The following is a 25,885-nucleotide window of genomic DNA, read 5'->3' as shown; positions in this document are numbered from 1 at the left end:
GGATATCCAATCCCTTTACGAAACGTTGACCCCAAAGTCTAGGGCGATGCCCCGGAGCCCTGATGCATACCCCTGGCCAACGGCTCGGAACTTCCATTCGCCGCCGTATCGGTACAGCTCGCCGAAGATCATCGCCGTTTCGCTCGAGGCGTCCTCGGAGAGGTCGTAGCGGGCCAGTTCGCTCTGGTCGGTCTGGTTGACCACCCGGATGAAGGCATTGCTGACCTGACCGAAGGTCTGGCCGCGGGCATCGGCTTCGTAGATGGAGACCGGGAAGACGATCTTGTCGACCCGCTCGGGTACGGCCGACAGGTCCACCAGCAGGACCTCGTCGTCGCCGTCGCCGTCACCGGTCAGGTTGTCGCCGGTGTGCTCGACCGAGCCCTCCGGGCTCTTGAGGTTGTTGTAGAAGACGAAGTACTCGTCGCCGAGCACCCGGCCCGAGGCGCACAGCAGGGCGCTGGCGTCCAGGTCGAAGGGCGCGCCGGTGGTGGAGCGCGCGTCCCAGCCGAGCCCGATCAGGACCTGGGTCAGATTGGGTGCGGCCTTGGTGAGGGAGACATTGCCCCCCTTGGCGAGCGTCACGCCCATGCTGTTCTCCTCCCCCGCGGGGGCTCGCGGTCCGCCGGACGCGGACCGCGCGACCCCGGCGAATCAGACGTTGACGCCGAAGTCCTGCGCGATGCCGCGCAGGCCGGACGCATAACCCTGGCCGATGGCCCGGAACTTCCATTCCGCACCGTGCCGGTACAGCTCTCCGAAGACCATCGCCGTCTCGGTCGAGGCGTCCTCGGTGAGGTCGTAACGGGCCAGTTCCCTGTCGTCGGCCTGGTTGACGACGCGGATGAACGCGTTGCGCACCTGGCCGAACGACTGCTGACGGGTCTCGGCGTCGTAGATCGACACCGGGAAGACGATCTTGGCGACCTCGGCCGGCACACCGGCCAGGTTCACCTTGATCTGCTCGTCGTCCCCCTCGCCCTCACCGGTGATGTTGTCACCGGTGTGCTCCACGGAGCCGTCGGGGCTCCTGAGGTTGTTGAAGAAGACGAAGTGCTGGTCGGAGAGGACCTTGCCCTCGGTGCCCGTGAGCAGGGCACTGGCGTCGAGGTCGAAGTCCGAGCCCGTGGTGGTGCGGGCGTCCCATCCGAGGCCGACGATGACGGCCGTGAGGTTGGGGGCCTCCTTCGTCAGCGATACGTTGCCACCCTTGCTGAGGCTGACTCCCACGGGTCCTCCCATGTCATCGCGTGCTGCTCGTATCAGGATCAACGCCCTGAGGTTAGTACCCGGTTCCCCGGGACTACAGGGCTTCGAGCGCCTTGACATAGTCGTTCAGGTCACGGGCGTCCGGCAGGCCGTTGACGACGGTCCAGCGGACCACGCCCTCCTTGTCGATGACGAAGGTGCCGCGCACCGCGCAGCCCTTGTCCTCGGCGAAGACGCCGTAGGCCCGGGAGACCTCGCCGTGCGGCCAGAAGTCGGACAGCAGCGGGTACTCCAGGCCCTCCTGGTCGGAGAAGACGCGCTGGGTGTGCATCGAGTCGTTGGAGACCGCGAGCAGCTGGACGTCGTCGTTCTGGAAGGCCGGCAGTTCGTCGCGGAGCGCGCACAGTTCGCCCGTGCAGACCCCGGTGAAGGCGAAGGGGAAGAAGAGCAGCACCACGTTCCTGGCGCCCTTGAAGTCGGACAGCCGCACGGTCCGGCCGTGCTGGTCCCGCAGCGCGAAGTCGGGGGCCTGGTCGCCTACGGCGAGCGCCATGGTGGACACACCTCTCCGGTGGACGGTGACGGGACCCGCGGCCGGGCCCCGCCGTCAGTCTCGCACCGCCACGGGCACACAACGCACCGCGCCCCCGCGACGCTCGGTCACGGGGGCGCGGTGCCGGTCGGCAGGGCTCAGCGCTTGCCGGCCTTCGCCGTCTTGGGAGTCACCAGACGACTGGCGGTCCAGTCCTTGGAGACGTTGACACTGCTGGTCTGAGCCAGGCCGGCGGTCTGCGCGGCCTCTCCGATGTCACTCGGCTCGACGTGCCCGTCACGGCCGGTCTTCGGGGTCATGAGCCAGATCTGGGCGCCCTCGTCGATGGCGGACGTGGCGTCGACCAGGGCGTCGGTCAGATCGCCGTCATCATCACGGAACCAGAGGATGACGCCGTCGGCGACGTCGTCGTACTCCTCGTCCGCGAGTTCCTCGCCCGTGATCCCCTCAATACCCTCACGGAGCTCGTGATCGACGTCGTCGTCGTAGCCGAGCTCCTGGACCACCTGTCCGGGCTCAAAACCAAGCCGGCTTGCCGGGTTGGTCTGCTCCTCCGCGTGGCCCGCGGTCGCGCTCACGCTCTGCCTCCTGTCATGGGGGTTGTCTTCCCGCTCCTGTGCGGGGTTATGGGCGGTAGTCCACACGGGCGCGGCGGTTCGCGCAAGTACCCAGCCGCCCATCCCGCCCAAACGTTGACGTGTCACCGCAACCCGAACCGTGAGGGGTGACGTGGCTCACTCCACTATGCCAGGGTTTCTCCCGAATCGGGGTTGCGGTCGGTCGTACGTCCGAGTGGGCGTAGAGTTGCGGTTTGGTCGAACGGCCACCGGACAGCCATGCGAGAGCCTCAAGAGGGTCTGTAAGAGGGGTCTGTCTCACTTAGTGATGGTTACCACTCAGTAGAGATGACGTATCCCGAACGCGCGGTACACGATGGAGGCGGCGCGACCCAGCAGAGCAAGACCCTAGAAGCGAAGGAATAGCGTGGCTTCCGGATCAGATCGCAACCCGATCATCATTGGCGGCCTTCCCAGCCAGGTCCCGGATTTCGATCCCGAGGAGACGGCGGAATGGCTCGACTCGCTTGACGCCGCCGTCGACGAACGCGGACGCGAGCGCGCCCGCTACCTCATGCTCCGCCTGATCGAGCGAGCCCGCGAGCGGCGGGTTGCCGTGCCCGAGATGCGCAGCACGGATTACGTCAACACCATCGCGACCAAGGACGAGCCGTTCTTCCCCGGCAACGAGGACATCGAGCGGCGCATCCTCAACGCGACCCGCTGGAACGCGGCGGTCATGGTGTCCCGGGCGCAGCGGCCGGGTATCGGCGTCGGCGGGCACATCGCCACCTTCGCTTCCTCTGCCTCCCTGTACGACGTGGGCTTCAACCACTTCTTCCGGGGCAAGGACGACGGCAAGGGAGGGGACCAGATCTTCTTCCAGGGCCACGCCTCCCCCGGCGTGTACGCCCGCGCCTTCCTGCTGGACCGGCTCTCCGAGACCCAGCTCGACGCCTTCCGCCAGGAGAGGTCCAAGGCGCCGTACGGCCTGTCGAGCTACCCGCACCCGCGGCTCATGCCGGACTTCTGGGAGTTCCCGACCGTCTCCATGGGCCTCGGCCCGCTGGGCGCGATCTACCAGGCCCGGATGAACCGCTACCTGCAGGCTCGCGGCATCGCCGACACCGAGCAGTCGCACGTGTGGGCGTTCCTCGGCGACGGCGAGATGGACGAGCCCGAGTCGCTCGGCCAGCTCTCCCTGGCCGCCCGCGAGGGCCTGGACAACCTCACCTTCGTCGTCAACTGCAACCTGCAGCGGCTCGACGGCCCGGTGCGCGGCAACGGCAAGATCATCCAGGAGCTGGAGTCGCAGTTCCGCGGCGCCGGCTGGAACGTCATCAAGCTGATCTGGGACCGGACCTGGGACCCGCTGCTCGCGCAGGACCGCGACGGCGTGCTGGTGAACAAGCTCAACACCACGCCCGACGGCCAGTTCCAGACCTACGCCACCGAGACCGGCGAGTACATCCGCGACCACTTCTTCGGTGACGACCACCGGCTGCGGAAGATGGTCGAGGGCCTCACCGCCGACCAGATCCTGCACCTGGGCCGCGGCGGCCACGACCACCGCAAGATCTACGCGGCGTACAAGGCGGCCCGTGAGCACAAGGGCCAGCCGACCGTGATCCTGGCCCAGACCGTCAAGGGCTGGACGCTCGGCCCGAACTTCGAGGGCCGCAACGCGACCCACCAGATGAAGAAGCTGACGGTCGACGACCTCAAGCGCTTCCGCGACCGGCTGCACCTGCCGATCTCCGACAAGGAGCTGGAGTCCGGCGCCCCGCCGTACTACCACCCGGGCCGGAACTCGGAGGAGATCCAGTACATGCACGACCGGCGCAAGGGCCTGGGCGGCTACGTCCCGACCCGCGTCGTGCGCGCGAAGCCGCTGGCGCTGCCGGACGACAAGGCCTACGCGGGCACCCGCAAGGGCTCCGGCAACCAGACGATCGCCACCACGATGGCCTTCGTCCGGCTGCTGAAGGACCTCATGCGGGACAAGGAGATCGGCAAGCGCTTCGTGCCGATCGCGCCGGACGAGTACCGCACCTTCGGCATGGACTCGCTCTTCCCGTCGGCCAAGATCTACAACCCGCTGGGCCAGACGTACGAGTCCGTCGACCGCGAGCTGCTGCTGGCGTACAAGGAGTCCCCGACCGGTCAGATGCTGCACGACGGCATCTCCGAGGCGGGTTGCACCGCCTCGCTGATCGCCGCCGGGTCGTCCTACGCGACCCACGGCGAGCCGCTGATCCCGGTCTACGTCTTCTACTCGATGTTCGGCTTCCAGCGGACCGGCGACCAGTTCTGGCAGATGGCCGACCAGCTGGCGCGCGGCTTCGTGCTGGGCGCCACGGCGGGCCGCACCACCCTCACCGGTGAGGGCCTGCAGCACGCCGACGGCCACTCGCACCTGCTGGCCTCGACCAACCCGGCCGTCGTCGCGTACGACCCCGCGTTCGGCTTCGAGATCGCGCACATCGTCAAGGACGGTCTGCGCCGCATGTACGGCGGGACCCCCGAGGCGAACGAGGACGTCTTCTACTACCTCACCGTCTACAACGAGCCGATCGTCCAGCCGGCCGAGCCGCAGGGCGTGGACGTCGAGGGCATCCTCAAGGGCCTGTACCGGTACCGGACGGGCGAGGCGGGCGCGATCCCGGCGCAGATCCTGGCGTCCGGCGTGGCCGTGCCGTGGGCCCTGGAGGCCCAGCGGATCCTCGCCGAGGAGTGGAACGTCCGGGCCGACGTGTGGTCCGCGACCTCCTGGAACGAGCTGCGGCGCGACGCCGTGGAGGCCGAGGCGCACAACCTGCTCCACCCGGAGGAGGAGCAGCGCGTCCCGTACGTGACGCAGAAGCTCAGCGGCTCCGAGGGCCCGTTCGTGGCCGTCTCGGACTGGATGCGGGCCGTCCCGGACCAGATCTCCCGCTGGGTGCCGGGCACCTGGCAGTCGCTCGGCGCCGACGGCTTCGGCTTCGCCGACACCCGTGGCGCGGCGCGCCGGTTCTTCCACATCGACGCCCAGTCGGTGGTCCTCGGCGTGCTCACCGAGCTCGCCAAGGAGGGGAAGATCGACCGCTCCGTGCTGAAGCAGGCGATCGACCGCTACCAGCTGCTCGACGTCGCCGCCGCCGACCCCGGTGCCGCGGGCGGCGACGCGTAACACCGTCGTCCCGACCGGGCCCCCGTCGCGCTTCCGCGCGGCGGGGGCCCCGGCCTTTCCCGGCTTCCCGCGGGCTCGTGTCACTGGTCGACGATCTGGAAGGCGCGGACGGTGTGCCGGGACTCCGGCACCCAGGTACCGGAGGGGAACGTCTCGAAGTCGCCCTCGGTGGAGCACTCGGCGCTCTGATAGGTCGTCACGAGCTTGCGGGTCCGGTTGACGAACGACTTCGCGGAGGCCCCCGGTGGCAGTGGCACGCAGGAGTTGACGTCGGTGTCGGCGAGCTCGTGCACCAGGCGTGCCCCGCGGTAGCCCGGCTTGCCCCACAGGCACAGCTCCCCGGGGTCGCAGCGCCCTGCGGGGCCGGCCGCCGCGGGAGCGGCCGCGACGGGCGGCGCCGGGGCGGCCAGGGCCGCGGCTGCCGCGGTCAGGGCAAGGGTCAGGGCGGTCAGGACGGCACTGCGCATGTGGATCACTCCCCCGTGGTGGTCGGAGCTCCACGGTGAACGCCGAGGCCCGGGGCCGCCAAGGGCCCCGGGCCTCGTTCACCCGGATAGGGAAACGTCCGGTGTCAGATGTGCACCCCGCCGCCGGCGGCGTCCGCGTTGACGCCGCGCTTGGTCAGGAACGCGATGCCCGCCGCGAAGGCGGCCACCACGCCGGCGACGGTGAAGGCCAGGCCCATCCCCGAGAGGAAGGTCTCGTTGGTGACCTTCGTGATCAGCGCGACGACCTCGGCCGGGGTGTCCTTGGCGACCGGCGGCACACCGACCACGACCGCGTCGGCGGCCTGCGCGGCCTGCTCGCCCTTCAGCGGGGGCAGGCCGGCGCCGGCCCACTTCTCGGGCAGCACGCTGTCGACCCGCGAGGCCATGATCGTGCCCAGCACGGCGGTGCCGAGGCTGCCGCCGACCTGCATCGCGGAGCCCTGGAGGCCGCCGGCCACGCCGGACAGCTCCAGCGGCGCGTTGCCGACGATGACGTCGGTGGCGCCGACCATCACGGGGGCCAGGCCGAGGCCCAGCAGCGCGAACCAGAGGGACATGACGGCGGTGCCGGAGTCGGCCTCCAGACCGGTCATGCCGAACATGGCGACCGCCGTGCACACCATGCCGCCGACCAGCGGCACCCGGGGGCCGAACCTGGTGATGAGCGCGCCGGCGACGGGCGAGCTGACGATCATCATCGCGGTGAGCGGCAGCAGGTGGACGCCGCACTCCACCGCCGACATGCCGTGGACGTTCTGCAGGTAGAAGGTGACGAAGAACAGGCCGCCCAGGAAGGCGAAGGCCATGAGCACCATCAGCGCGGTGCCCGCGGACAGCGGCACCGAACGGAACATCCGCAGCGGGATCAGCGGCTCGGAGGCCTTGGTCTCCCAGAACGCGAACAAGACGAACAGCAGGACCGAGCCGGCCAGGAAGCCGAGGGTCAGCGGGTCGCCCCAGCCCCACTCCGGAGCCTTGATCAGGCCCCACACCAGGCCGAACATCGCGCTGGAGAGCAGCAGGATGCCGGGGACGTCGAAGGACCGCGGCGCGTTCTCGGCGCGCACGTCCTTGAGGATGACCAGGCCCAGGACCAGCGCGACCAGACCCACGGGCACGTTGATGAAGAAGACCGACTCCCAGTTGACGTGCTCGACCAGCAGACCGCCCGCGATCGGCCCGGCGGCGGTGGAGGCACCGATGACCATGCCCCAGATGCCGATGGCCATGTTGAGCTTCTCGGCCGGGAACGTGGCGCGCAGCAGGCCGAGCGCGGCCGGCTGCAGCAGCGCGCCGAACACGCCCTGCAGCACACGGAGCCCGATCACCATGCCGACGCCGCTGGACACGCCGATCAGGCCGGAGGTGACGGCGAAGCCGGCGAGGCCGACGAGGAAGGTCTGGCGGTGGCCGAAGCGGTCGCCGAGCTTGCCCGCGGTGATCAGCGACACCGCCAGGGCCAGCATGTAGCCGGTGGTGATCCACTGGATCTGCTCACGGGAAGCACCCAGGTCGGCCTGGATGGCCGGGTTGGCGACGGCGACGATCGTGCCGTCCAGCGCCACCACCATGACGCCGATGGCGACCGAGAACAGGGTCAGCCAGGGGTGGCCGCGAAGGGGTTTCTTGGAAGGCGCCGGTATCGAGTCCGGGGCCTTGTCGGTGACGACGGAGCCTTGGGTCATGGGCAAGAGATTATGTCAGTGCCTGACATTTGACCAAAGCAGTCATCCGTCGGTAACTGTCAGGAAGCACGGAAGTATCGTGGGGCCCCCTGGAGGTGGACGGCAGATGAAGCACGCGATGCGCGCGACGCCCGTGTGCGGCCTGCGCGAACGCAAGAAGCAGCGCACGCGCGACGCGCTCATACGGGCCGCGATCGAGCTGTTCGTCGTCAAGGGCTACGAGCGCACGACCGTCGACGAGATCGCCGCCGAGGTCGAGGTCTCGCAGCGCACCTTCTTCCGCTACTTCGCGGGCAAGGAGGAGGTCGCGCTCGCGCTCGAGGACAGCGTCGAGGAGGCCTTCGTCACCGCGGTGGCCGAGCGCCCGGCCGGCGAACCGCCCTTCGAGGCGCTGCGCGCCGCGCTGGACGAGTCCTGGCACAGCATCAGCGCCGTCATCGCCGCCGTCGTACCGCTGTCCACGTACATGGCGATGTACCGGGTGATCGAGTCCACGCCCACGCTGCTGTCCGCCCAGATGCGCCATTCGGCGCTCGTCGAGGGACGGCTCGCCTCGGTCATCGCCGCCCGCGAGGGCCTCGACCCGGCCGACCCGCGGCCGCGGGTGCTCGTGGCGGCCGTCGGCGGGGTCATCCGGGTGGCCCAGCGCCTGTGGGGCGACGGCGACGAGACCAGCGTGGAGTCCATCCGCCGGATCACCGAGGAACACCTGGACATGCTGGTCCCGGTCCTCGCACAACCGTGGGACGAACACCAGGGTGTGTCCGGAATCTCCTTGTTCCAAACGTGACTTGGGTCACGGCGCGCCCAGGGCCTCTCCGGCGTCTCCTAGGGTGTCCCCCAGTGAACCTCGTCGACGAGCGCTTCAGCTCCCCCTCCCTGCGCGCCCTTCTGGCCTTGGCCGTGGTCTTCGTGATGCTGGCGACCACCGGCTGGACCGCGCTGCGCCACCACAAGGGGGGCGGCGACGCGCTGGCGGTGGCCACGGCCGCGTGGCGGCACGGCACGGTCGGCGGACGTCCGCTCCCGGACCCCCAGGCGGCCCCCGGCGTCATCGCGCGCTTCTTCGCCTCGGTCGGACCGGACGGGGCCAAACTGCTCGCCCGCCGCTACCCGCTCGTCGTCGGCAACCTCAACGGCGCCCCGGTCTCCCTGCGTTACCAGGCCAACCGGCGCTCGCTCGTCAAGGCCCGCGCCCAGGAGGCCGCCCGCTCGCGCAGCTCCCTGCTGACCACCGAGGGCCGCCAGGACGCCGCGCGACGCGCCGACCGCTACGCCTCCCTGCTCGACGGCGGACGGCAGATCCTCGCCTTCGACCCCACCGGCCGCGGCCGCGCCGCCGAGGTCTTCGGCGACCTCGGCACCGCCGAACGGGTGTCGCTCGTCGTGCCCGGGGTCGACACCGACGTGCTCTCCTTCGAACGCGAGGACGATCCGACCCGCGCCCCCGTCGGCATGGCCCGCTCGCTGTACGCGGCCGAGCACGCCGCCGCCCCGCGCACCCGCACGGCCGTCATCGCCTGGGCGGACTACACCACCCCGCAGGGCGTCGGCCTGGACGCCTCCACCGGCGAACTGGCCGAGCAGGGCGCCGTCCGGCTGGCCTCACTGGTGCGGTCCCTGCCGGCACACGGCGGCGTCTCGCTGTTCTGCCACTCCTACGGCTCGGTGCTGTGCGGCGTCGCCGCCCCGGACCTGCCCTCCGGGCGGGTCTCCGACATCGCCGTCTTCGGCAGCCCCGGCATGCGGGTGGACAAGGCGGCCGACCTGGGCACGGCCGCCCGGGTGTGGGCCACGCGGGACAGCACCGACTGGATCGGCGACGTGCCGCACATGGAGTTCGCCGGGCTCGGCCACGGCGCCGACCCGGTCTCCCGGTCCTTCGGCGCCCGCGTGGTGACCTCCGAGGCCGCCGAGGGGCACGCGGGCTACTTCCGCCCCGGCACCGACAGCCTCGCCAACTTCACCAGCATCGCCCTCGGCCGCTACCCGGACGTCCGGTGCGCCGACGGCAGCGACTGCACGGCGGGTGTGGCCTAGTCCGGCCGTGCCCGGCCGGTTCCCGAAACGGCGGCGCGGCCTACGATGACCCGTATGGGTGACGTATTGGCCGGATCCAACGCCGTATGGGAGTTCGATGCCGACGCGGTGCTCATCCGTTACGAGCGGGGGATGCGCAACTCGAAGCTGCTGCAGACCCTTGGGCGGCGGCGTGTGCCCTACGAGGCCCTGGCGGGCGTCGAGCTGGCCCCGGGTCGGCGCGGCACGGTCGTGCTGCGCGCGCTCCCGCGGCGGGGCGCCGATCCGCTGATGGAGGCCGCGAAGGGCCAGCTCAAGGAGGCCGCCGACCCCTACCGGCTGGTGCTGCCCGCCGAGCGGGAGCTGCTCGCCGAGTACTACGCCGAGGAGCTGCTGTCCGCGATCGGCGCGGCCGGGGGCGGCTCGGACGCCGAACCCGCACCGCGCCACCTGGTGGAGGTGCCGTCCGCGCCCCAGTCGTTCAAGGCGTACGACGGCAAAGCGTCCTTCGACGGCGAGACGGTGTCCTTCCGCTGGTTCTGGACGGGCGCCTCGACCGCCAAGTGGAAGGCGGGTGACCAGCACTTCCCGGTCGCCGAGCTGTCCGGGGTCGACTGGCGCTCCCCCGAGATGCTCGGCGGTCACCTGCGGCTGCTGCCGCGCGACGCCGACGGCCACCGCGCCGGCAACCCCGACGACGACCCGGCGACCGTGGTGTTCGGCCTGGGCTACGGCCTCGTCCACGAGTCGCTGCCGCTGGCGGCGGCGGTCGTGGCGGCGGTCCAGCGGGCCGCGCGGACGCGGCCCGCCCTGGACCGGGACGGCTACTCGCGCGCCGCCGACGTGGACGACATGTCCGGGTAGCGGTCACCCGCGACCTGCCCGGCGAGCGGTTCCAGCCACCCCAGTTCGGCCTCGTCGAGGACGATCCGGGTGGCGGCGGTGTTCTCCCGCAGGCGCTCGGCCCTGCGGGTGCCCGGGATCGGCACCACGGCCAGCCCGTGCGCCCGCGCCCGCTGCTGCACCCAGGCCAGGGCGATCTGGGCGGGCGTGGCGCCGTGCGCCTCGGCGACCCGGCGCAGCGGCTCCAGCAGGTCGAGGTTGCGCTTGGCGTTCTCCCCGGAGAAGCGGGGCTGGTTCTGGCGGAAGTCGTCCGCCGACAGCTGGGAGGCGTCCTGGAAGGAGCCGGTCAGGAAGCCGCGGCCCAGCGGGGAGTACGGCACGAGGGCCACCCCCAGCCCGACGGCGGCACCGGTCAGCGAGATCTCGACGTCCCGGCTGAACAGCGACCACTCCGACTGCACGGCCGCGATCGGGTGCACGGCGTGCGCCTCGCGCAGCTCGGCCCCGGTCACCTCCGACAGGCCCAGGTGCTTCACCTTGCCGGCCCGCACCAGCTCGGCCATCGCGCCGACGGACTCCGCCAGCGGCACGGCGGGGTCGCGGCGGTGCATGTAGTACAGGTCGATGACGTCCACGCCGAGGCGGCGCAGGCTGCCGTCGACGGCCCGGCGGATGTACTCCGGGTCGTTGCGCACACCGCGGTACCGCAGGTCGTCGGCCTTCCGCTCTATGCCGAACTTGGTGGCGAGGGTGATCTCGTCCCGGTGCTCGCGCACGAAGGGGGCGATGAACTCCTCGTTGGCGCCCAGGCCGTACACGTCGGCGGTGTCGAAGAGCGTGACCCCGAGGTCCAGCGCCGCGTCGAGGGTGGCGCGGGCGGCGGCCTCGTCGGTGGGGCCGTAGAACTCGCTCATGCCCATGCAGCCCAGGCCCTGCACGCCGACCAGGGGGCCGCCCGTGCCGAGCGTGACCTTGGCGATCGGCTCGTTGTTGTCGCTCATGCGCCTCATGCCCTCTCGGACGCCCGGCGGGCGTCGGCGTAGGTGTCGATCTTGTGGTCGAGGACCGCGAGGGTGTCCCGCAGCTCGCCGATCCGCCGCAGCACGTCGCGCCGGGTCGACTCCAGCAGCTCCTGGCGGTCGGAGAAGGTGTGCTCCCCCAGCCGCACCAGCTCGGCGTAGCGGACCATGTCCGCGACCGGCATCCCGGTCAGCCGCAGCTTGCCGACGAAGGCCAGCCAGTCGAGGTCCCGGTTGGTGAAGCGGCGCTGCCCGGTGTGGGAGCGGTCGACGTGCGGCATCAGCCCGATCCGCTCGTACCAGCGCAGCGTGTGCGCGCTCAGGCCGGTGAAGGCCGCCACCTCGCTGATCGTGTAGCGGTCCCGGCCGTCCGGGAGGGGTTGCCGCGCCTCGTCGGAGCAGTCGGGCACGCTTCCGGGCTTGCTCTTGGCCACCTGCGTCACGGTCATGGGTTCCACGCTAAAACCCTGGAGTGCACTCCAGGCAAGGCCATTCGTTAGGCTCACGGTCATGCGGAGCCTGAGCAGCCTGAGCGCGATCGAGAACTGGCCTGTCCCGACGGCCGCGGCGGCGGTCGTCCGCCGTGACGGCACGGTCCTGGGGACGTACGGCGAGACCGGGCGGCGCTTCCGGCTGGCCTCGGTGACCAAGCCGCTGTCCGCCTACGCGGCGCTGGTCGCGGTCGAGGAGGGCGCGGTGGAACTCGAGGAACCGGCCGGCCCCGAGGGCTCGACCGTACGGCACCTGCTGGCCCACACCTCCGGCCTCGCCTTCGACGAGCACCGGGTGATGGCGGCCCCCGGCACGCGGCGGATCTACTCCAACGCCGGCTTCGACGCACTGGCCGACCACATCGCCAAGGCCACCGGGATCCCCTTCGCCGAGTACCTGCGGCAGGGGGTACTGGAGCCGCTCGGCATGCACGCCACCGACTGCCCGGGCTCGGCGGGCGCCGGTGCGGTCTCCACCGTCGACGACCTGGTCCGCTTCGCCGTCGAGGTGCAGGCACCGCGGCTGCTGGCCCCGGAGACCGTCGCCGCGGCGACCTCCGTCGCCTTCCCCGGCCTCAAGGGCGTACTGCCCGGCTACGGCGGCCAGAACCCCAACGACTGGGGCCTGGGCTTCGAGATCCGGGACCACAAGTCCCCGCACTGGACGGGCGCCTCGTCCTCCCCGCGCACCTTCGGCCACTTCGGCCAGTCCGGCACCTTCCTGTGGATCGACCCGGACGCCGGGGCGGCCTGCGTCGTCCTGACGGACCGTGACTTCGGCGAGTGGGCCCTGCCGTTGTGGCCGGCGCTCACGGACGCGGTGCTGGCAGAGCTGTGACCAGCGTCAGCGGGATCGGTCCGCAGGACCGGCCGCTGACGCTGCGCAGGAGGGAACCGGCCAGGTGCCGGGGGTCGGTGGAGGCCGCGACCCGCCCGCGGGCGTTGACCAGGGCGGCCGGCGCGGGCAGCCGGCGCAGCAGGGGCAGCACGGCGGCCTCGAAGTGGCGCAGGTACACGTCGGCGGCGGCGACGCCGAGGAAGCGCCCGCCGTGCTGGACCGGCACCGACAGGGTGAGGCTGTACTCGTCGGAGCACAGGTAGTCCACGTACGGTCCGGCCACGGCGCGCTCGCCGGTGGCGCGGGGCAGGGCGAACCAGTCCCAGTGGGTGTAGTCGGAGTAGGCCGAGGTGCCCGGGTCGAGGTCGGGCAGGAGCGGCCGCAGACCGTCCTCCCCGTGGTTCTGCCACCACTCCAGCCAGGCCGGTACGTCGCCGAGCAGTCCGGGTTCCGCGATGAAGCCGATGCCGGAGATCAGGTCGTGCCGGCGCCGCAGCCGCTCGTGCAGCAGCGGGCGCAGGGCGGCGAGGTCGGCGGTGGTGGGGGCCCGGCCGGCGGCACGGACGGCGGCGATGGCGGTGGTGCGCTCGGCGACCTGGGCGACGGCGGCGAAGACGTCCTCCAGGGTGCCGCGGACCCGGTCCACGACGTCGGCGACGACCTCGTCGACGAGGGCGGTTGAGCTGACGGCCACGGCGGCTGCCTCCGGTGCGGGAGGACGGGAGGTGCGGACGCCCGGGTCAGCCGGCGACGGTCAGACGCAGTCCGATCAGGCGCTCCATCGCGTCCTGCACCCGCCGTTCGGCCAGGGACCGGGCCAGCTCCGCGTCGCCGTCGCGCACGGCGCGGAGCAGCGCGCGGTGCAGCTCGACGACCGCCGCGCGGGCGTCGTCCTCCCCGAGTGCGAGACAGATTAGCGCTCCGATCTCCGCCTGGATACGGATCTCCTCCTTGGTGAGACGGGCCGACTGGGCGGCGGCGGCGAGTTCCACATGCAGCCTGCCGTAGACGCGGCCGCGGGCGGCGGGGTCGCGGGCCGCCTCGAACTCCTCCAGGGAGCGCTGCAGCGGGACGAGGTCCTCCGGCTCGGTGCGGTGGGCGGCCAGCCGGGCGGCGGTGCCGGCGACGCCGGCCCAGTGGTCGGCGAGGTCGCGCAGTTCCTCGGTGCTCCAGTCGGCCAGCCGGTGGCCGAGCCGGGCGGTGCGCGGCTGGTCGGGGGCGGTGACGAAGCTGCCGCCGCCGCGGCCGCGGCGGGTGGTGACCAGCCCCTGCTGGCGCAGGGCCATGAGCGCCTCGCGCAGGGTCACGGTGGAGACCCCGAGGCGGGTGGCGAGCTCGCTCTCGCCCGGGAGTTGCTCGCCGTCGGCGAGCAGGCCCAGTTCGATGGCGTCCGCGAGACGCCGTACGACCGCGTCGACCCGGGCGAGGTTGCCGACCGGTGCGAAGACGGCGTGCAGTGCGCCATTCGAAAGTTTGCTCACCCGCACACCTTCTCACTTGGCGAAAGTTTTACCCCGGCGAGGCCTTGTCCTCTGAAATATAACTTCATAGGTTTCCGGTCAACGCTCCAGCCGAAGAGAAAGGTCCCCCGCCGATGGAGGGAACGGCCAAGGAAACCGACACCGGCGCACCCGCCATACGCCTGCGGGACCTGCGCAAGTCCTTCGGCCAGGTGCACGCGGTCGCCGGGGTGGACCTGGAGATCGCCGACGGCGAGTTCTTCTCGATGCTGGGCCCCTCCGGTTCCGGCAAGACCACGGTGCTGCGGATGATCGCGGGCTTCGAGGCCCCCACCGCCGGCACCGTGGAGCTGGCCGGCCGGGACGTCACCCGGCTCGCCCCCTTCGAGCGGGACGTCAACACCGTCTTCCAGGACTACGCGCTCTTCCCGCACATGACGGTGGAGCAGAACGTCGCCTACGGGCTGAAGGTCCGCAGGGTGCCGAAGGCGGAGCGGATCGAGCGCGCCCGCGCGGCGCTGGCCTCGGTCCGGCTGGAGGGATTCGGCGCGCGCCGCCCGGCGCAGCTCTCCGGCGGCCAGCGGCAGCGGGTCGCGCTGGCCCGCGCCCTGGTGGGCCGTCCCCGGGTGCTGCTGCTCGACGAACCGCTGGGGGCGCTCGACCTCAAGCTGCGCGAGCAGATGCAGGTCGAACTGAAGGCGATCCAGCGGGAGGTGGGCATCACCTTCGTCTTCGTCACCCACGACCAGGAGGAGGCGCTGACCCTCAGCGACCGGATCGCGGTCTACCACCAGGGCCGGATCGAGCAGGTCGGCACCCCCGCCGAGGTGTACGAGCGGCCGGCGACGCCCTTCGTCGCAGGCTTCGTCGGCACGTCCAACCTGCTCACCGACGGCACCGGTACCTACAGCGTCCGTCCGGAGAAGATCCGCCTGCTGGGTCCCGGCGGCCCCTCGGACCCCGGGGACGCCCCGGACGGCGAGCTGCGCACCGTCTCCGGCACCGTCGCCGAGGTCATCTACCTCGGCGACACCACGCGCTTTTTGGTCGACCTCGACGAGGGCGGCCGGCTGACCGCCCTCCAGCAGAACCAGGAGACCTCCTCGGCCGACGTCGCCGCCTACCGGGGAACCCGCGTGCGCCTCCAGTGGCACCGCAGGCACAACGTCACCGTCCAGTCCCCCCACCCGGAAACGGAGCCCACGTGCGCCTGACCCGTACCCTCGCAGCCTGTACCGTCCTCGCCCTGGCCACCGCCTGCGGCGGGTCGTCCTCCCCCGGCAAGGGCGGCGGCTCCTCCGGCGGCGCCTTCACCCCGCCCAAGCTCAGCGCGCCGAAGGCCCTGGGCGAGACCGAGGGCGCGGTCAACCTGATCGCCTGGGCCGGCTACGCCGAGGACGGCTCGAACGACAAGTCCGTCGACTGGGTCACCCCGTTCGAGAAGGAGACCGGCTGCCAGGTCAACACCAAGGTGGCGGGCACCTCCGACGAGATGGTCAGCCTGATGAAGACCGGCCAGTACGACGCCGTGTCGGCCTCCGGCGACGCCTCGCTGCGCCTCATCGCCTCGGGCGACGCGGCACCGGTCAACACCGGCCTCGTCCCCAACTACAAGGACGTCTTCGCCAGCCTGAAGATGCAGAAGTGGAACTCGGTGAACGGGGTCGCCTACGGCGTCCCGCACGGCCGCGGCGCCAACCTGCTGATGTACCGCACCGACAAGGTCTCCCCCGCCCCCACCTCCTGGTCGGCGGTCTTCGACAAGGCCTCCCCGTACAAGGGCCACGTCACGGCGTACGACTCCGCCATCTACCTCGCGGACGCCGCGCTCTACCTGATGAAGACCAAGCCGGAACTGGGCATCAAGGACCCGTACGCGCTGGACCAGAAGCAGTTCGACGCCTCCGTCGCCCTGCTGAAGGAGCAGAACGCCAACGTCGGCGAGTACTGGAGCGACTACCTGAAGGAGATCTCCTCCTTCAAGAGCGGCGACTCCGTCATCGGCACCAGCTGGCAGGTCATCGCCAACCTCGCCAAGGCCGAGAAGGCACCGGTCGAGGCGGTCCTGCCGAGCGAGGGCTCCACCGGCTGGTCCGACACCTGGATGGTCTCGGCCAAGGCCCAGCACCCCAACTGCGCCTACAAGTGGCTGGACTGGATCGTCTCGCCGAAGGTGAACGCCCAGGTCGCCGAGTGGTTCGGCGAGGCCCCGGCGAACGAGAAGTCCTGCGCCCTGACCTCGGACAAGAACCATTGCACCGTCTTCCACGCGGCCGACGAGCCCTACTGGAAGCAGGTCCACTTCTGGAACACCCCGATCCCGCAGTGCCTGGACGGCCGCACCGACGTCCGTTGCGTGCCCTACGCCAAGTGGGTCCAGGCCTGGACCGAGATCAAGGGCTGAGCCGTCCGTGACCACCACGTCCACCACGTCCACCGCGGCGGGCGGCATCCTCGGGCGGCGGCTGGCAGGTTCCCTGCACCGCCGCCCGCGGCTGCGGCTGTCGCTGCTGCTGTCCGCCCCGCTGCTCTGGCTGGTCCTGGCCTATCTGGGCTCGCTGGCCGCGCTCTTCCTCTCCGCGTTCTGGACGACCGACCCCTTCACCTCCGACGTGGTCAAGGTCTGGAGCACCGACACCTTCCGCACCGTCCTCACCACGGACGTCTACCGGGACGTCGCGCTGCGCAGCATCGGCGTCGCCGTCGCGGTGACCGTGATCGACATCGTCATCGCCTTCCCGATCGCCTTCTACACCGCCCGGGTGGCCGCCCCGCGGTACCGGCACCTGCTGGTCGTCGCCGTGCTCACCCCGCTGTGGGCGAGCTACCTGGTCAAGGCGTACGCCTGGCGGATCATGCTCTCCGAGGACGGGCCGCTGGACTGGGCGCTGAAGCCGCTCGGCCTGAGCGGTCCCGGCTACGGCCTGCCCGCGGCGATCATGGTGCTGGCCTACCTGTGGCTGCCCTACATGATCCTGCCGATCCACGCCGGGCTGGAGCAGCTGCCGGCCGGCCTGCTGGACGCCTCCGCCGACCTCGGGGCCCGCACCTGGCGCACCTTCCGGTCGGTGGTGCTGCCGATGGTGCTGCCCTCGGTCGCGGCCGGCTCGGTCTTCACCTTCTCGCTGAGCCTCGGCGACTACATCGCCGTGCAGATCGTCGGCGGCAAGACCCAGCTGATCGGCAACGTCGTCTACTCCAACATCACCCTCGACCTGCCGCTCGCCGCGGCGCTGGGCACCGTGCCGGTCGCGGTCATCGTCCTCTACCTGCTGGCCGTGCGGCGCACCGGCGCGCTCCGGAGTCTGTGAGGCCCCTGACCATGCGACTCTCCCGTCCCGCCCGCATCGCCCTGCGCGTCGCGGCCGCGCTGGGCTTCACCGTCATCTACGTGCCGCTGCTGCTCGTCCTGCTCAACTCCTTCAACGCCGCCCGCGGCTTCGGCTGGCCCCCCTCGGGCCTGACCCTGCACTGGTGGGCCGACGCCTGGCACAGCTCCGGCGCCCGCGCCGCGCTGTGGACCTCGGTGAAGGCGGGCCTGGGCGCGACGGCGGTCTCCCTGGTCCTGGGCACCCTCATCGCCTTCGCCGTCGCCCGGTACCGCTTCTTCGGGCGGGAGGCGCTCTCCTTCGTCGTCGTGCTGCCGATCGCGCTGCCCGGCATCGTCACGGGCATCGCCCTCAACACCGCGTTCCGCACGGTGCTGGAGCCGCTCGGCGTCGGGCTGGGCCTGTTCACGGTCGTCGTCGGGCACGCCACCTTCTGCGTCGTGGTCGTCTTCAACAACGTCGTGGCCCGGCTGCGGCGCACCTCCGGCTCGTACGAGGAGGCGGCGATGGACCTGGGGGCGAACACCTTCCAGGTCTTCCGCGACATCACCTTCCCGCTGGTGCGCACGGCGCTGCTGGCGGGCGGGCTGCTCGCCTTCGCCCTCTCCTTCGACGAGATCGTCGTCACCACCTTCACCGCGGGTCCCGGCATCCAGACCCTCCCCGTGTGGATCTTCAGCAACATGGCCAGGCCGCAGCAGGCGCCCGTCGTCAACGTGGTGGCCGCGGTGCTGATCATCGCGTCGGTGATCCCCGTCTACCTCGCGCAGCGGCTGTCCGCCGACTCCGCCTCGGGAGGCCGCCTCTGAAGCACGGGTGCACGGAGATGAGGGGTCCGTGCCATGCATCCGCCCGGATAAGGCAGGCTTGTACCCGTGCCAGAACCCGCGCTGAACGCATTCGACCCCGCCCGCGACCACTCCCACACCGCCACGCTGAAGAGGCTGGAGAAGTCCTCGGGACGCCTGGCGGCGGCCGCGATCGCGCGGATGGACGCGCAACTGCCCTGGTACCGGGCCATGCCGCCGGAGAACCGCTCGTGGATCGGGCTGGTGGCGCAGGCGGGCATCGCGGCCTTCACCGAGTGGTTCCGCCACCCGGAGACCCCGCAGGCCATCAGCACCGACGTCTTCGGCACCGCCCCGCGGGAACTGACCAGGGCGATCTCGCTGCGCCAGACGGTGGAGATGGTGCGCACCACCATCGAGGTCATGGAGTCGGCGATCGACGAGGTCGCGGCCCCCGGCGACGAGTCGGTGCTGCGCGAGGCGCTGCTGGTGTACGCGCGGGAGATCGCCTTCGCGACGGCCCAGGTGTACGCGCAGGCCGCCGAGGCGCGCGGCGCCTGGGACGCCCGGCTGGAGTCCCTGGTGGTCAACGCGGTGCTGTCCGGGGAGGCGGACGAGGGCGTGCTGTCGCGGGCGGCGGCGCTCGGCTGGAGCTCCCCCGACAAGATCGCGGTGGTGCTCGGCACGGCGCCCAACGGCGACAGCGAGCTCACCGTCGAGGCGATCCGGCGGGCGGCACGGCACGCCAAGCTGCAGGTGCTCACCGGAGTGCTGGGCGACCGGCTGATCGTGGTCGCGGGCGGCGACGGGGACCCACTGCGGGTGGCCAAGGCGCTGATCGGTCCGTTCGCGGCCGGGCCGGTGGTGGCCGGGCCCCTGGTGGGCGACCTGCTGGCGGCGTCGAAGTCCGCGCAGGCCGCCGCCGCGGGCCTGCGGGCCTGCGCGGCCTGGCCCGACGCGCCGCGCCCGGTGCTCGCCGACGACCTGCTCCCGGAGCGCGCGATGGCGGGCGACCGACACGCCCGCGATCAGCTGGTGGAGGAGATCTACAGGCCGTTGGAGGAAGCTGGTTCGGCACTGCTTGAGACTCTGTCCGTCTACCTCGAACAGGCCTCGTCACTGGAAGGGGCCGCCCGGATGTTGTTCGTTCACCCCAACACCGTTCGCTACCGGCTGCGACGTGTGACGGACGTCACCGGCTGGTCACCCTCGGACGTGCGCTCCGCATTCACCCTACGTATCGCGCTCATCCTGGGCCGACTCTCCGAGTCGGGGCACACACCGTAGATACACTGAGGGCTTTTGTGGGACACCAACAAATCGCCCGTCGGTTCTTGGTCCCTGTCCCCACGGGCGGGGATCACCTCGCTCAAGAGAGAGTTGAAAGCGTGCTCGTACTCGTCGCTCCCGGCCAGGGCGCCCAGGCCCCCGGCTTCCTGAATCCTTGGCTCGAACTACCCGGTGTCGCCGACCGTCTCGCCGGTCTGTCCTCGACCGCCGGGCTCGACCTCGCCCACTTCGGCACCAAGGCCGAGGCCGAGGAGATCCGTGACACCGCCGTCGCCCAGCCCCTGCTGGTCGCGGCCGGTCTGCTCGCGGCGGAGCAGCTGTTCGGCGACCCGGCCGCCGCGCGTTCCGCGCTGGGCGCCGTGGCCGGTCACAGCGTCGGCGAGATCACGGCGGCGGCCGTCGGCGGCGTGCTGAGCGCCGAGGCGGCGATGAGCTTCGTCCGCACCCGCAGCACCGCGATGGCCCAGGCCGCGGCCGTCGCCGAGACCGGCATGTCGGCCGTGCTCGGCGGCGACCCGGACGTCGTCGTCGCCCACCTGGAGAACCTCGGCCTCACCCCGGCGAACATCAACGGCGCCGGCCAGATCGTGGCGGCCGGCACGATGAAGCAGCTCGCCGAGCTGACCTCGGACAAGCCGGAGAAGGCGCGGGTCATCCCGCTGAAGGTGGCGGGCGCGTTCCACACCCACCACATGACCCCGGCCATGGCCGTCCTCGACGAGCTGGCGCAGACGCTGGCGGTCTCCGACCCCGCGCTGCCGTACGTGTCCAACACCGACGGCACGGTCGTCGCCTCCGGCGCCGAGATCGTCTCCCGCCTGGTGTCGCAGGTCTCCAACCCGGTCCGCTGGGACCTGTGCATGGAGACCTTCAAGGAGCTCGGCGTCACCGCGATCATCGAGCTGGTGCCGGGTGGCACCCTGGTGGGCCTGGCCAAGCGCGCGCTGCCCGGCGTCGCGACCCTGGCGCTGAAGACCCCGGACGACCTCGAGGCCGCCCGCGCGATCGTGGCCGAGCACGGCACCCAGGAATAGGAGTCCCCGCAGACATGGCGAAGATCAGGCCCAGCAAGGGGTCCCCGTACGCGCGCATCATGGGCGTCGGCGGCTACCGGCCGACCCGTGTGGTGCCCAACGAGGTGATCCTGGAGAACATCGACTCCAGCGACGAGTGGATCCGCTCCCGGTCCGGCATCGCCACCCGGCACTGGGCCGGCCCGGACGAGACGGTCGCCGAGATGTCGGTCACCGCGGCGGGCAAGGCCATCGCCGACGCGGGGATCTCGGCCGAGGACATCGGGGGCGTCATCGTCGCCACCGTCTCCCACTTCAAGCAGACCCCGGCCGTCGCGACCGAGATCGCCCACCGGATCGGCGCCGGCAAGCCGGCCGCCTTCGACATCTCGGCGGGCTGCGCGGGCTTCACGTACGCGGTGACCCTCGCCAAGGGCATGGTCACCGAGGGCAGCGCGAAGCACGTCCTGGTGATCGGCGTCGAGCGGCTGAGCGACCTGACGGACAAGACGGACCGTGCCACGGCCTTCCTCTTCGGCGACGGCGCCGGCGCGGTCATCATCGGCCCGGCCGACGAGCCCGAGATCGGCCCCACCGTCTGGGGCTCCGAGGGCGACAAGTCCAACACCATCACCCAAACCGTGGCGTGGGACCGCTTCCGCGTGGGCGACGTCTCGCAGCTGCCGGTGGGCGAGGACGGGGAGCTGAAGTTCCCCGCGATCACCCAGGAGGGCCAGACCGTCTTCCGCTGGGCGGTGTTCGAGATGGCCAAGGTGGCCCAGGAGGCGCTGGACGCCGCCGGGATCACCGCGGACGACCTGGACGTCTTCATCCCGCACCAGGCCAACATGCGCATCATCGACTCGATGATCAAGGCGCTCAAGCTGCCGGAGCACGTCGCGGTCGCCCGCGACATCGAGACCACGGGCAACACCTCCGCCGCGTCGATCCCGCTCGCGATGGAGCGTCTGCTCGCCACCGGACAGGCCAAGAGCGGCGACACGGCACTGATCATCGGTTTCGGGGCAGGGCTCGTCTACGCCGCGACTGTCGTTACCCTCCCCTAGGCAACACCTACGCGGCGCGCACTCCCGCCCGCCGCAGCCCGTAGTAACCAGCACGAAGAAGGAGAGCGCCGCCATGGCCACCCAGGAAGAGATCGTCGAGGGTCTCGCGGAGATCGTGAACGAGATCGCCGGCATCCCGACCGAGGACGTCCAGCTGGACAAGTCCTTCACCGACGACCTGGACGTCGACTCGCTGTCCATGGTCGAGGTCGTCGTCGCCGCCGAGGAGCGCTTCGAGGTCAAGATCCCGGACGACGACGTCAAGCAGCTGAAGACCGTCGGCGACGCCGTCGACTACATCCTCAAGGCTCAGGCCTGAGCCTGAACCACCCCTGGACGACGTGTCTGTCGCCCGCCCTTCTAGACGTGGAGAGACAATCCCTGTGAGCCCGACCAATCACACCGTGGTCGTCACCGGTATCGGCGCAACCACTCCGCTGGGCGGGGACAGCGCGTCGACCTGGGAAGGGCTGATCGCCGGGCGTTCCGGCGTCACCCCCCTGAAGCAGGACTGGGCCACCGAGCTGACGGTGCGCATCGCCGCGCAGATCGCCGTCGAGCCGCTGGAGGTCCTGCCCCGACCGCTCGCCCGCAAGCTGGACCGCTCGGCGCAGTTCGCGCTGATCGCCACCCGTGAGGCCTGGGCCGACGCGGGCTTCACCGCCAAGGCCGGCGAGGACAGCTCGGTCGACCCCGACCGCCTGGGCACGGTCATCGCCTCCGGAATCGGCGGCGTCACCACACTGCTCGACCAGTACGACAACCTCAAGAACTCCGGCCCGCGCAAGGTGTCCCCGCACACCGTGCCGATGCTGATGCCCAACAGCCCCTCCGCCAACGTCGGCCTGGAGGTCAACGCCCGCGCCGGTGTGCACACCCCGGTCAGCGCCTGCGCCTCCGGCGCCGAGGCCGTCGGCTACGCGTACGAGATGATCCGCTCCGGCCGTGCCGACGTGGTCGTCGCCGGCGGCACCGAGGCGGCCATCCACCCGCTGCCGATCGCGGCCTTCGCCAACATGATGGCGATGTCGAAGAACAACGACGACCCCGAGGGCGCCTCCCGCCCGTACGACAAGGGCCGTGACGGCTTCGTCCTCGGTGAGGGCGCGGGCGTCGTGATCCTGGAGTCGGCCGAGCACGCCGCCAAGCGCGGTGCCCGGGTCTACGCCGAGGTGCTGGGCCAGGGCCTGTCGTCCGACGCCCACCACATCGCGCAGCCGGAGCCCACCGGCCGCGGCATCGCCGCCGCGCTGGAGCAGCTGATCGCCGCGACCGGCCTGGACCTGGCGCAGATCGCGCACCTGAACGCGCACGCGACGTCCACCCCGCAGGGTGACGTCGCCGAGGTCAAGGCGCTCCGCAAGGTGCTCGGCGACCACCTCGACCACGTGGCCATCTCGGCCACCAAGTCGATGACCGGTCACCTGCTGGGCGGCGCCGGCGGCATCGAGACGGTCGCCACCGTCCTCGCCCTGCACCACCGGATCGCCCCGCCGACGATCAACATCGTCGAGCTGGACGACGAGATCGACCCCGGTCTGGTCTCCACCGAGGCGCGGAAGCTGCCCGAGGGCCCGATCGTGGCCGTCAACAACTCCTTCGGCTTCGGCGGCCACAACGTGGTCATGGCCTTCAAGGCCTGAGCCGTACGGCACCCCTGAGGGCCGGTCAGCCGCTCGCGCGGCCGGCCGGCCCTCCGCCGTTCCCGGATCAGGGGCAGCCGACGACCTGCCCGGCCCAGGACAGCCCGCCGCCGAAGCCGAGCAGCAGTACGGGAGCGCCCGGGGTGAGCTCGCCGCGCTCCACGAGCTTGGAGAAGGCCAGCGGCACGGAGGCCGCGGAGGTGTTCCCGGAGTCGACGACGTCATGGGCCACCACCGCCTGCGGGGCGCCCAGCCGGCGTACGACGCCCTCGATGATCCGCAGGTTGGCCTGATGCGTCACGATGCCGCCGAGGTCGCCGACGGCGACACCGGCGCGCCTGCAGGCCTCCTCGGCGATCGGGGCGAGGGTCGTGGTGGCCCAGCGGAAGACCGCCTGGCCGTCCTGGGCGAAGCGGGGCTGCCAGGCGCCGGCCAGCCGTACGGCGTCGGCGCGGGTGGGGTCCGAGCCCCAGACGACCGGGCCGATGCCGGGGAGCGTCCCCGGGGCGGTATCGGCGGCGCTGACGACGGCCGCGCCGGCCCCGTCGCCCAGCAGCACGCAGGTGCTGCGGTCGCTCCAGTCGGTGAGGTCGGACATCTTCTCGGCGCCGATGACCAGGGCGTGCCGGGCGGCGCCGGCCCGTACCGAGTGGTCGGCGGCGGCGAGCGCGGTGGTGAAGCCCGCGCAGGCGTTGTTGAGGTCGTAGGAGGCGGGCGCCGTCATGCCGAGCCTGGCCGCGACCTGGGCGGCGGTGCTGGGGCAGCGGTCGACGGCGCTGGAGGTGGCCACGACGACCAGGTCGACGTCGGAGGGATCGAGGCCCGCCGCGGCGAGCGCCTTGCCGGCGGCGGCGCTCGCCATGTCGGCGACCGTCTCGTCCTCGGCGGCGATGTGCCGGGTCGCGATGCCGGTGCGCTGCCGGATCCAGGCGTCGCTGGTGTCGACCATGGCGGCCAGATCGTCGTTGGTGAGGACACGTTGCGGCTGGTGGTGACCCAGGGCGGCGATGCGGGATGCAGTCATGGCGGCACTATAGCGACCGATCGGTCGGACTCTAAAGGGAGAGGGATGGCTACGATGGCCGCATGAGCCCACGCAAGTCCGCCGCCGAGGCGCGCCACACCCGCGAGCGGATCATCGAACGCAGCGTCGCGGTCGCCTCCGTGGAGGGCCTGGAGGGCCTCACGATCGGCCGGCTCGCGGCCGACCTCGGGATCAGCAAGTCCGGGCTGCTGGGGCACTTCGGTACCAAGGAGGCCCTGCAGATCGCCGCCCTGCGGCGGGCCTCGGAGATCTTCACGCGCGCCGTGTGGGTGCCCGCCGCGGGGGCCGCTCCCGGCCTCGCCCGGCTGACCGCGATCTGCGAGGCCTGGGTGACCTATCTGGACCGGGAACGCGAGGCCTTCCCCGGCGGCTGCCTGTTCACCGCCTCCGCCGTGGAGTTCGACGGCCGCGAGGGGCCGGTACGCGAGGCGGTCGCCCGGCTCTACACCGTCTGGCGGCGCCGGCTGACCCGCGACATCCGGGCCGCGGTCGAGCACGGCGAACTGCCCGCCGGCACCGACCCGGAACAGCTCGTCTTCGAGCTGAACGGGATCTACTTCTCCCTCAACCACGCCGTCCAGCTCTTCGGTGACGCATCCGCCCCCGACCGCGCCCGGCGTGCGCTGCGGCGCGTCCTGAGCTGACGAATCAGCCCTTCGGGGGGATTGGCCCGGTCCTCCGGATGGGCGCGCGCGGCACCGCGCAGGATCTCGTCCATGAGCATCTGGCTGAGGGGGGCCGGCCTCACGGCGGCCGCGGCGCTGACGGTGCTGGGCCCGTGGGCGGCCGGGGGGACGGCGTACGCGCACGATCCACCGGGGCCACCGGGCCCGCCCGTGGTCCGGTTCCTGCCCGACGGCACCGTACGTGTCGAGACCGGCGGCGGCGCCGTCCGGGTGGAGACCCGCGAGGGGGAGACACGGGCCCGGGTCACCCACGGCGGGGACACCGTGGACGCGCGCACGGGCAAGGGCGGCTCGTCCGCGACCGTCCGGCGGCGGCACTGCCCCGCGTACGAGTCGACGGTGAACGCCCGTACGGACAGCGGTGGTTCACGGGGTTCGGTGTCCTGGCGGCACCCCTGCGGACCGGCGCCGCGCCCCACCCCCGCCCGCCCCGTGCGCCGCGCACCGGCTCCCGCGCCCACACCCACGCCGACCCCGACCCCCACGCCGACGCCGACACCCACGCCCACGCCCACGCCCACGCCCACCCCGACACACCGCGCGGAACTCCCGCCGGTCGCCTACCGCAAGGCGAGCGCGCCGCCCCCGCCCGAGGGGCCGAGCATCGTCCACCTCATGCTGCTCGTCACCGCCCCGGCGGTCCTGTCCGCCGCGGCGCTCAAGCCCCGCTCCCAAGCCCGCTCACGGAGGTGA

Annotated in this window: 27 protein-coding genes; 16 read left to right on the top strand and 11 right to left on the bottom strand. The window is 71.6% G+C overall.

Features of this window, described 5'->3' with window-relative positions; translation table 11 throughout:
• Positions 1-15 precede the first annotated feature (15 nt).
• From CHF15_RS00800 to CHF15_RS00785, 4 genes are all read right to left on the bottom strand, one after another.
• Complete coding sequence (locus CHF15_RS00800) at positions 16-591, bottom strand: TerD family protein (RefSeq protein ID WP_089221615.1); 576 nt, start codon at positions 589-591, stop codon at positions 16-18.
• Positions 592-654: 63 nt separating this feature from the next.
• On the bottom strand, positions 655-1,230 hold the full coding sequence (locus CHF15_RS00795) for a TerD family protein (RefSeq protein ID WP_089221614.1): 576 nt from the start codon (positions 1,228-1,230) through the stop codon (positions 655-657).
• A 73-nt stretch (positions 1,231-1,303) separates the two neighbouring features.
• On the bottom strand, positions 1,304-1,762 hold the full coding sequence (locus CHF15_RS00790) for a peroxiredoxin (RefSeq protein ID WP_089222146.1): 459 nt from the start codon (positions 1,760-1,762) through the stop codon (positions 1,304-1,306).
• Positions 1,763-1,899: 137 nt separating this feature from the next.
• Positions 1,900-2,340 (bottom strand): DUF3052 domain-containing protein, encoded by a 441-nt coding sequence (locus CHF15_RS00785; RefSeq protein WP_026250565.1) that lies wholly within the window; start codon positions 2,338-2,340, stop codon positions 1,900-1,902.
• A 406-nt stretch (positions 2,341-2,746) separates the two neighbouring features.
• Between CHF15_RS00785 and aceE the strand changes: the two genes are divergently transcribed.
• A complete protein-coding gene (aceE, locus tag CHF15_RS00780) occupies positions 2,747-5,488 on the top strand; it encodes a pyruvate dehydrogenase (acetyl-transferring), homodimeric type (RefSeq protein ID WP_089221613.1) in 2,742 nt (913 codons plus the stop codon).
• Between the two features lie 80 nt (positions 5,489-5,568).
• Here aceE and CHF15_RS00775 read toward each other — a convergent pair whose 3' ends face one another.
• Together CHF15_RS00775 and CHF15_RS00770 are read right to left on the bottom strand one after the other, a co-directional pair.
• Entirely contained in the window at positions 5,569-5,955 is a 387-nt protein-coding gene (locus CHF15_RS00775; RefSeq protein ID WP_089221612.1) for a peptidase inhibitor family I36 protein, read from the bottom strand.
• A 104-nt stretch (positions 5,956-6,059) separates the two neighbouring features.
• Positions 6,060-7,661, bottom strand: coding sequence for an MFS transporter (locus CHF15_RS00770; RefSeq protein WP_089221611.1), 1,602 nt, complete (start codon positions 7,659-7,661; stop codon positions 6,060-6,062).
• 106 nt (positions 7,662-7,767) lie between these two features.
• Between CHF15_RS00770 and CHF15_RS00765 the strand changes: the two genes are divergently transcribed.
• Genes CHF15_RS00765 through CHF15_RS00755 form a run of 3 tightly spaced genes read left to right on the top strand, consistent with a single transcriptional unit; the run spans position 7,768 to position 10,544 of the window.
• Complete coding sequence (locus CHF15_RS00765; RefSeq protein WP_089221610.1) at positions 7,768-8,451, top strand: TetR/AcrR family transcriptional regulator; 684 nt, start codon at positions 7,768-7,770, stop codon at positions 8,449-8,451.
• A 53-nt stretch (positions 8,452-8,504) separates the two neighbouring features.
• Positions 8,505-9,701, top strand: a complete 1,197-nt coding sequence (locus CHF15_RS00760) for an alpha/beta hydrolase (protein ID WP_089221609.1) — start codon at positions 8,505-8,507, stop codon at positions 9,699-9,701.
• Between the two features lie 54 nt (positions 9,702-9,755).
• On the top strand, positions 9,756-10,544 hold the full coding sequence (locus CHF15_RS00755) for a DUF4429 domain-containing protein (RefSeq protein ID WP_089221608.1): 789 nt from the start codon (positions 9,756-9,758) through the stop codon (positions 10,542-10,544).
• On the opposite strand, the gene CHF15_RS00750 is transcribed toward CHF15_RS00755, so the two are convergent.
• Positions 10,505-11,524, bottom strand: coding sequence for an aldo/keto reductase (locus CHF15_RS00750; RefSeq protein WP_089221607.1), 1,020 nt, complete (start codon positions 11,522-11,524; stop codon positions 10,505-10,507). The two genes, CHF15_RS00755 and CHF15_RS00750, sit on opposite strands and share 40 nt — an antisense overlap.
• Before the next feature lie 5 nt (positions 11,525-11,529).
• Positions 11,530-11,991 (bottom strand): MerR family transcriptional regulator, encoded by a 462-nt coding sequence (locus tag CHF15_RS00745; protein WP_089221606.1) that lies wholly within the window; start codon positions 11,989-11,991, stop codon positions 11,530-11,532.
• Between the two features lie 61 nt (positions 11,992-12,052).
• Between CHF15_RS00745 and CHF15_RS00740 the strand changes: the two genes are divergently transcribed.
• On the top strand, positions 12,053-12,871 hold the full coding sequence (locus CHF15_RS00740; RefSeq protein WP_089221605.1) for a serine hydrolase domain-containing protein: 819 nt from the start codon (positions 12,053-12,055) through the stop codon (positions 12,869-12,871).
• Here the strand turns inward: CHF15_RS00740 and CHF15_RS00735 are convergent.
• Both CHF15_RS00735 and CHF15_RS00730 read right to left on the bottom strand, forming a co-directional pair.
• The gene (locus CHF15_RS00735; protein WP_089221604.1) at positions 12,843-13,565 is read right to left on the bottom strand and encodes a cache domain-containing protein; all 723 of its coding nucleotides are present in this window, start codon (positions 13,563-13,565) and stop codon (positions 12,843-12,845) included. The two genes, CHF15_RS00740 and CHF15_RS00735, sit on opposite strands and share 29 nt — an antisense overlap.
• 46 nt (positions 13,566-13,611) lie before the next feature.
• Positions 13,612-14,358 (bottom strand): FadR/GntR family transcriptional regulator, encoded by a 747-nt coding sequence (locus tag CHF15_RS00730; protein WP_089221603.1) that lies wholly within the window; start codon positions 14,356-14,358, stop codon positions 13,612-13,614.
• A 107-nt stretch (positions 14,359-14,465) separates the two neighbouring features.
• Here CHF15_RS00730 and CHF15_RS00725 point away from each other — a divergent pair, with 107 nt between their 5' ends.
• The 9 genes from CHF15_RS00725 (at position 14,466) to fabF (ending at position 23,461) form a co-directional block, all read left to right on the top strand.
• Positions 14,466-15,545: an ABC transporter ATP-binding protein gene (locus CHF15_RS00725; RefSeq protein ID WP_089221602.1), complete on the top strand. Its 1,080-nt coding sequence runs from the start codon at positions 14,466-14,468 to the stop codon at positions 15,543-15,545.
• Positions 15,536-16,735, top strand: coding sequence for an ABC transporter substrate-binding protein (locus CHF15_RS00720; RefSeq protein ID WP_089221601.1), 1,200 nt, complete (start codon positions 15,536-15,538; stop codon positions 16,733-16,735). Before CHF15_RS00725 ends, CHF15_RS00720 begins: the two co-directional genes overlap by 10 nt.
• Before the next feature lie 7 nt (positions 16,736-16,742).
• Positions 16,743-17,642 carry an ABC transporter permease gene (locus tag CHF15_RS00715; RefSeq protein WP_089221600.1) on the top strand — a complete coding sequence of 300 codons (900 nt, stop codon included), beginning with the start codon at positions 16,743-16,745 and terminating at the stop codon, positions 17,640-17,642.
• A gap of 11 nt (positions 17,643-17,653) precedes the next feature.
• Positions 17,654-18,469, top strand: coding sequence for an ABC transporter permease (locus CHF15_RS00710; RefSeq protein ID WP_089221599.1), 816 nt, complete (start codon positions 17,654-17,656; stop codon positions 18,467-18,469).
• 66 nt (positions 18,470-18,535) lie between these two features.
• On the top strand, positions 18,536-19,735 hold the full coding sequence (locus CHF15_RS00705; RefSeq protein ID WP_089221598.1) for a PucR family transcriptional regulator: 1,200 nt from the start codon (positions 18,536-18,538) through the stop codon (positions 19,733-19,735).
• Positions 19,736-19,836: 101 nt separating this feature from the next.
• Positions 19,837-20,772: an ACP S-malonyltransferase gene (locus CHF15_RS00700; protein ID WP_089221597.1), complete on the top strand. Its 936-nt coding sequence runs from the start codon at positions 19,837-19,839 to the stop codon at positions 20,770-20,772.
• Positions 20,773-20,786: 14 nt separating this feature from the next.
• Positions 20,787-21,818 (top strand): ketoacyl-ACP synthase III, encoded by a 1,032-nt coding sequence (locus CHF15_RS00695; protein ID WP_089221596.1) that lies wholly within the window; start codon positions 20,787-20,789, stop codon positions 21,816-21,818.
• A gap of 73 nt (positions 21,819-21,891) precedes the next feature.
• Positions 21,892-22,137: an acyl carrier protein gene (locus tag CHF15_RS00690; RefSeq protein ID WP_018556746.1), complete on the top strand. Its 246-nt coding sequence runs from the start codon at positions 21,892-21,894 to the stop codon at positions 22,135-22,137.
• A gap of 64 nt (positions 22,138-22,201) precedes the next feature.
• On the top strand, positions 22,202-23,461 hold the full coding sequence (gene fabF, locus CHF15_RS00685) for a beta-ketoacyl-ACP synthase II (protein WP_089221595.1): 1,260 nt from the start codon (positions 22,202-22,204) through the stop codon (positions 23,459-23,461).
• Between the two features lie 67 nt (positions 23,462-23,528).
• Here the strand turns inward: fabF and CHF15_RS00680 are convergent, their stop codons facing one another.
• Complete coding sequence (locus CHF15_RS00680) at positions 23,529-24,485, bottom strand: beta-ketoacyl-ACP synthase 3 (RefSeq protein WP_089221594.1); 957 nt, start codon at positions 24,483-24,485, stop codon at positions 23,529-23,531.
• A 62-nt stretch (positions 24,486-24,547) separates the two neighbouring features.
• Between CHF15_RS00680 and CHF15_RS00675 the strand changes: the two genes are divergently transcribed.
• Positions 24,548-25,150 (top strand): TetR/AcrR family transcriptional regulator, encoded by a 603-nt coding sequence (locus tag CHF15_RS00675; RefSeq protein ID WP_089221593.1) that lies wholly within the window; start codon positions 24,548-24,550, stop codon positions 25,148-25,150.
• A gap of 72 nt (positions 25,151-25,222) precedes the next feature.
• Entirely contained in the window at positions 25,223-25,885 is a 663-nt protein-coding gene (locus tag CHF15_RS44665; protein ID WP_089221592.1) for a hypothetical protein, read from the top strand.

Source organism: Actinacidiphila glaucinigra, assembly GCF_900188405.1.
GTDB classification, from domain to species: Bacteria; Actinomycetota; Actinomycetes; order Streptomycetales; family Streptomycetaceae; genus Actinacidiphila; species Actinacidiphila glaucinigra.
The sequence above is the reverse complement of the archived record's forward strand: the minus strand, read 5'-3'. Positions and strand labels throughout refer to the sequence as shown.